Below are 5,527 nucleotides of genomic sequence, written 5' to 3'. Positions count from 1 at the left end.
GCAATTGACCGCCCTGCCGCAATGGCGCGGCCTGACCATCACAGAAGTTAATCCGGCCCATGCGCCAGACGAGTCCGCCGCGTTCGCCCGCTTGAATGAGGTGCTTGCAGACGCCCTTGGGTAATTCGCGACGCATCTCACATTCGTTCGCCGGGCAATTGGCTGGCTTGCTTCACCCAAGCGGCAAATTGAGCTTCGTCGAGCTGGTCCTCATAAACGTCGAGATAGCGCACTTGCTTGTGCTTGGACTTGCCGGGAGGAAGAGGACGAAGTGACGTGCCTCGGAAGAAGGTCACTTTGACGTAGCGGGTGAAGACATGGAACGACAGGAACCAGCCCTGGCCTTCGATGCCGTAAAATGGCGAGTTCCATTTGACTGCCTTGTGCACACCGGGGACAGTGCCCGCGATGATCGCGTCGAGACGGCGCCCGAGGTCGCTTTTCCAGCCCGGCATGGCCGCGATGTAGGCCTGCACCGGGGCGTCGCCTTCGGCCTTCGCGATCTGGGGGTTGCCGCCTGCGAGGAGTGCCGGTTTCGCGGCCTTGCCGGGCTGCGGCTCCGGCGTCGCCTTGCGCGGTTTGGTCGGTTTCGCAGCGACCCGCTCGGCGGCGGCCTTCGCCGACTTCTCGGATGTGTGGTCGGCCATTGTGTTCACTCCAGGTGGTAATCGATCATACTTGATTCTAGAAAGCCGCCCCTGAAGATCAATTTCGGAATCCTATTGATCTCCGCCAAACCAACAAGCGCACAGGCAGAGGCTTTCTCTCCAAAAGGCGGACGTCGCGAAAAGCCTGCGCTACCGGATCGATTTGCAGAGTCTGCCCGTCTATTCGGCTGCGGCCGGTAGCGGCGGCGTCGCACTGCTGCGCCACTCCTGGAGATGCGAGGCAAGCGCGACCGCCACGGCGACCAGCATGGCCAGGGCGCCAACCACCGGCAGGCTGAGATAGCCATAACCGGCGTTGAGCATAGCGGCACCGAGCGAGGCGGCCAGCGCGATGCCGACATTGAAGCCGGCCGGGATGAGCGATGAGGCGAGGTTGGAGGCATCCGCCGTCCACGTCAGGATACGGGTCTGGATCGGAGTGCCGATGGCGAAGCTGAGTCCGCCCCAGACAGTGATCGCCACGACCATCGGCACCGGGTACGGGCTGACGGCGTAAATGACGGCAAGTGTCACCGCCTGCATGAAAAGCATGGTGATGAGCGAGGGCATCAGTTTCCAGTCGGCGAGCCGCCCGCCAAGAAAGACGCCGATCGTCGCGCCGACACCGTTGAGCAGGAGCACCCAGGGCACGAGGTCCTCATCGAGGCCGGTGATTTCAAGCAGCGTCGGCGTGATGTAGGTGAAGAGGCCGAACTGACCGATCATCAGCATCAGCATGAGGATCAGCGACGTCCAGACCTGCTGGCGTGCAAGCACGCGAACCTCGCTGCCGAAACTGACGGACTGGCGCGCCGATCCCGTCTTGCGTGGGAGGAGGGCGGCCATGGCGGCGATGGAAACCACACCAAGCGCGCACATCACCCAGAACGTCGCACGCCACCCCCAGATGTTGCCGATCGCCGTGCCGGCCGGCACGCCGATGACATTGGAGACCGTGAGGCCAGACAGGATGAGCGCAACGGCCATTCCGCGCTGGTCGTGGCGGACCAGGCCGACCGCGACCACCATCGCGACGCCGAAATAGGCGCCGTGCGCCACGGCCACCGCAATCCGCAACAGCAACATGGACGCGAAGTCGGGTGCAAGTGCGCAAGCGGCCTGGCCGATGGTGAAGGCTGCGGCAAGGCCAAGCAGCAAGGCCTTGCGCGAAATCGTCTTGGTGGCGAGCGTCAATAGCGGTCCGCCGATTGCGATGCCGCCGGCGTAGCCGGAGACGAGGTAGCCGGCAGTTGGGATGGAGACGCCAAGGCCATCCGCCACCTGCGGCAGCACACCGGCGATGACGAACTCGGTGGTGCCGAATGCGAACGCAGCGATGAACAGGGCGATGAGGGGAAGCATGGCGCTGGAAGGCGATCCTTGAATGAGATGGCCTCAAATCACGAACGAGAGCGGCGAGCAATCCAGAAATTGTCGACGCCGGTTTAGGTTTTCTTGATCGGGCTGGCGCGAAGGACAAGGCTCTGGGATCACCCGGCCTTCAACCGCGAGCCGGTGAGCAGGCCGCGTTCCTCGAGCACGGGATAAGCCATCGAGGCGAGCAGCGAGTTGATCTGCTTCAGGTCGCGGATGGTGTCGAGATGGATGGAACTGGTCTCGACGCTCTTGGCGGTGCCGTCGCGCAGCCGCACGAAGTGGCTGGCGCTGGTCTCCTTCTCGCGGTCGCGCAGCCGGTCCTTTTCGAGCACCAGCTGGCGGGCGGTCTCCGGATCGCGCGAGACCAGCACGTTGAAGGCAAGCCGTGCGTTGGCGAGCACCGAGGCGTGGAAGGCGCAAAGCTCGCGCCAGCCTTCGGGCGTGAACTCCAGCCCGCGCTCGAGCTTCTTCCTGACGTGCACCAGCATGTTGCGCACGATGATGTCGCCGACCTGCTCGAGCTTGACGCAGGCGCCGATCAGCTCCTGGCAGCGCAGCGCCTCGTCCTCGCTCAGCGGGTTCTTGGTGACCTTGGCCAGATAGAGCTTTATCGCTGCGTGCTTCTTGTCGACGCGGTCGTCGAGCGCGGCCAGGGCCTTGATCTTGTCGGCGTCGGCGCTCTCGTAGAGCTCGATGATGCGCTTCAGCATGATCTCGACCGTCTCGCAGACCCGCACCACCTCACGGGTGGCGTTGGCCAGCGCCTGGCTCGGCACATCCAGTGCGCTGTCGTTGAGCGCGGACAGCTCGACGACGTCGAGCGCTTCGCCTGGCGCCGGTTTGGTGCCGAGCGCCACGATCTTTTCCGAAGCGCGGTAGACGAGGCCGGCCAGTGGCAGGCCGGCAACCAGGATCAGGATATTGAACAGGATATGTGCGTTGACGATCTGGTCGGGCACGGTGGCGCCGAGAAAGGCTACCGGCGGCTTCAACCACAGGAACAGGATCAGCATGGCTAGAGAGCCCATGCCGCGCATCAGGAGATTGCCGATCGGTACGACACGCACCCCCCGCTCCGCATTGCGGGTGAGCAGCGGCGCGATGATCGACGAACCCAGATTGACGCCGAGCACCAGCACGATGCCCAGTTCGGGCGGGATGAAGCCACGGCCGGCGAGCGTCACCATCAGCAGCACCGCGGCGATCGAGGAATGAAACAGCCAGGTGACCAGCGCCGCCAGCAGATAGGCGGTGACCGGGTCGCCGGAGAAGTAATCGACGACGACCGGCATCAGCGTGCTCTGGCGCAGCGGCTCCGATGCCTGGCCGATCATCTCCAGCGACAACACCAGCAGGCCGATGCCGACCAGGATCCGGCCGAACTGGCGCCAGTCGCGCCGCTCGGTGGCCATGAACATGACGGTGCCGGCGACAAGACAGACCGGCACCAGCAGCGACAGGTCGAAGGTGAGCAGCTTGACCACCAGTGCCGAGCCGATCTCGGCGCCCCGCACGGCAAGCTGGCCCGATAAGCCGCTGACGATGCCGGCGCCGGCGAAGGAGCCGACCAGCAAGGTGACGGCGGTGGAGCTTTGCAGCGCGATCGCCAGGCCGCAGCCGGCCAGAACCGCCATAAAAGGATTGCGCATGGTCGCGCGCAGCTTGTGGCGCAGCACATCGCCATAGGCGCGCTCGACACCTGTCTTCACCAAGCGGGTGGCAAACAGCATCAGCGCCACCGCGCCGGCAAGATGCAGCAAAACGACCGAACCGCTCATGTCAGACTCGCATTCCGACAGGCGACAGCGATACGGGCGCCGTGGCGGCACAGAGGTAAAAGAGGGGGCGAATCAAGGACATTGCAAAGGTCGATACTACTCCGATTACTTTTAGCCGGATAATAAATTTTGCCCAATTCGGCCGGCTGTTGGTGCGCGACAGGGTGTGTCGGAAATGGATGGATCGCAAAATGGTTGCATTGCCGGCCGGCTTCTGGATGGTGGCGCGGTCGAGTGCCGACGACCCCGTCAAATCCGGTTTGATCTGAGTGCTGAATTAGCTGTCGTAAATACATGAAATGATTACGTAAATGTAATCCGCGCGTTCAGTTTCGGTTCATTCTTCGGGCTCTATTGCTTGGGCATCGGCAACCAAAGGAGTACCCCCGTGATGAAACGCATCATTCTTTCCGCAGTCGCCCTCTCTATGCTGGCTGCCACGTCCCTGCAGGGCAAGGCAGCGCCGCTGAACGCGCCAAATGCACCCCAGTCGAACTACAGCCAGGTCGACTGGAAGAAGCCGGACAGGCACGTGAAGAAGCGCGTCGCGGTGAAGAAGAAAGTCGTCGTGAAGAGGAACCATTGGCGCAATGGCCAGAAATATTCCAGCTGGAAGCGCCACCAGCCGATCCGCGACTATCGCCACTATGGCCTGCGTCGTCCGAGCCGTGGCCAGGAATGGATCCGCGTCGGCAACGACTATCTCCTGGTCGGCGTCGTCTCCGGCATCATCTTCGGCGCGATCGACGCGCACTGATCGTCCAAATTTCCACCGGCACTATGCCGGGATAGGAAAGAAGGCGGCCCGCAGCGGCCGTCTTCTTTTGCCCTGTGAAAACCGGGTATGGTCCGCATTAGGAGTCGTCGGGTTTCGCCGGTGTGATTATATGGAGGACAAACGAGCCGTTCCCAATGCGCTTTCCACCTGCCTTCCTCGACGAGATACGCGACCGCGTGCCGATTTCATCGGTGATCGGCCAGCGCGTGGCGTGGGATAGGAAGAAGACCAACGCGCCGCGCGGCGACTATTGGGCGTGCTGCCCCTTCCATGGCGAGAAGAGCCCGTCCTTCCATTGCGAGGACAAGAAGGGCCGCTATCATTGCTTCGGCTGCTCGGTTTCGGGCGACCACTTCAAGTTTCTCACCGAACTCGACGGGATGAGCTTTCCCGAAGCGGTCGAGAAGATCGCCGACATGGCGGGCGTGCCGATGCCGGTGCGCGATGCCCAGGAGGAACGGCGCGAAAAGGAACTGACCGAAATCATGGAAATGGCGACTGCCTTCTTCCAGGAGCGGCTGCAGGGACCGGAAGGCGCAAAAGCCCGCGCCTATCTGCGCGACCGCGGGCTGACACCGGCAACGCAGCAGTCGTTCCGGCTCGGCTATGCGCCCGACAGCCGCAACGCGCTGAAGGAGCATCTTGCCGCGAACGGCGTGCCCAAGGCCGATATCGAGGCATGCGGGCTGGTGCGCCACGGCGACGACGTCCCGGTCTCCTACGACTGGTTCCGCGACCGCATCATGTTCCCGATCCCGGATTCCAGAGGCAAGATAATCGCCTTTGGCGGGCGGGCGCTGGCTGCCGATGCGCTCGCCAAATACATGAATTCGCCCGACACCGAGCTCTTCCACAAGGGCAATGTGCTCTACAATTTCGCCCGTGCGCGCCAAGCACTGGGAAAGGGGGCGCTGGCCAAGGGCGGCACGGTCATCGCCGTCGAGGGC

The 5,527-nt window shown here is 63.2% G+C and carries 5 protein-coding genes; 2 read left to right on the top strand and 3 right to left on the bottom strand.

The annotated features are described in order from the left end of the window. Positions 1–137: 137 nt before the first annotated feature. The 3 genes from EOA86_RS19965 to EOA86_RS19955 all read right to left on the bottom strand — a co-directional run bounded on the left by EOA86_RS19965 (position 138) and on the right by EOA86_RS19955 (position 3,802). A complete protein-coding gene (locus EOA86_RS19965; RefSeq protein ID WP_127212064.1) occupies positions 138–647 on the bottom strand; it encodes a DUF1801 domain-containing protein in 510 nt (169 codons plus the stop codon). A gap of 180 nt (positions 648–827) precedes the next feature. Next, entirely contained in the window at positions 828–2,009 is a 1,182-nt protein-coding gene (locus EOA86_RS19960) for an MFS transporter (protein ID WP_128343211.1), read from the bottom strand. 128 nt (positions 2,010–2,137) lie between these two features. Beyond that, complete coding sequence (locus tag EOA86_RS19955; RefSeq protein WP_128343210.1) at positions 2,138–3,802, bottom strand: Na/Pi cotransporter family protein; 1,665 nt, start codon at positions 3,800–3,802, stop codon at positions 2,138–2,140. 391 nt (positions 3,803–4,193) lie between these two features. On the opposite strand from EOA86_RS19955, the gene EOA86_RS19950 reads away from it, so the two are divergent. Both EOA86_RS19950 and EOA86_RS19945 read left to right on the top strand, forming a co-directional pair. After that, positions 4,194–4,559, top strand: coding sequence for an RcnB family protein (locus tag EOA86_RS19950; RefSeq protein WP_127212089.1), 366 nt, complete (start codon positions 4,194–4,196; stop codon positions 4,557–4,559). 155 nt (positions 4,560–4,714) lie between these two features. After that, positions 4,715–5,527: DNA primase (locus EOA86_RS19945; RefSeq protein ID WP_245497320.1), on the top strand; the 813-nt coding region annotated here is incomplete at its 3' end.

It is taken from the genome of Mesorhizobium sp. M5C.F.Ca.IN.020.32.2.1 (assembly GCF_004023105.1).
GTDB classification, from domain to species: Bacteria; Pseudomonadota; Alphaproteobacteria; order Rhizobiales; family Rhizobiaceae; genus Mesorhizobium; species Mesorhizobium wenxiniae.
This window is presented reverse-complemented; position numbering and strand designations above follow the sequence as displayed.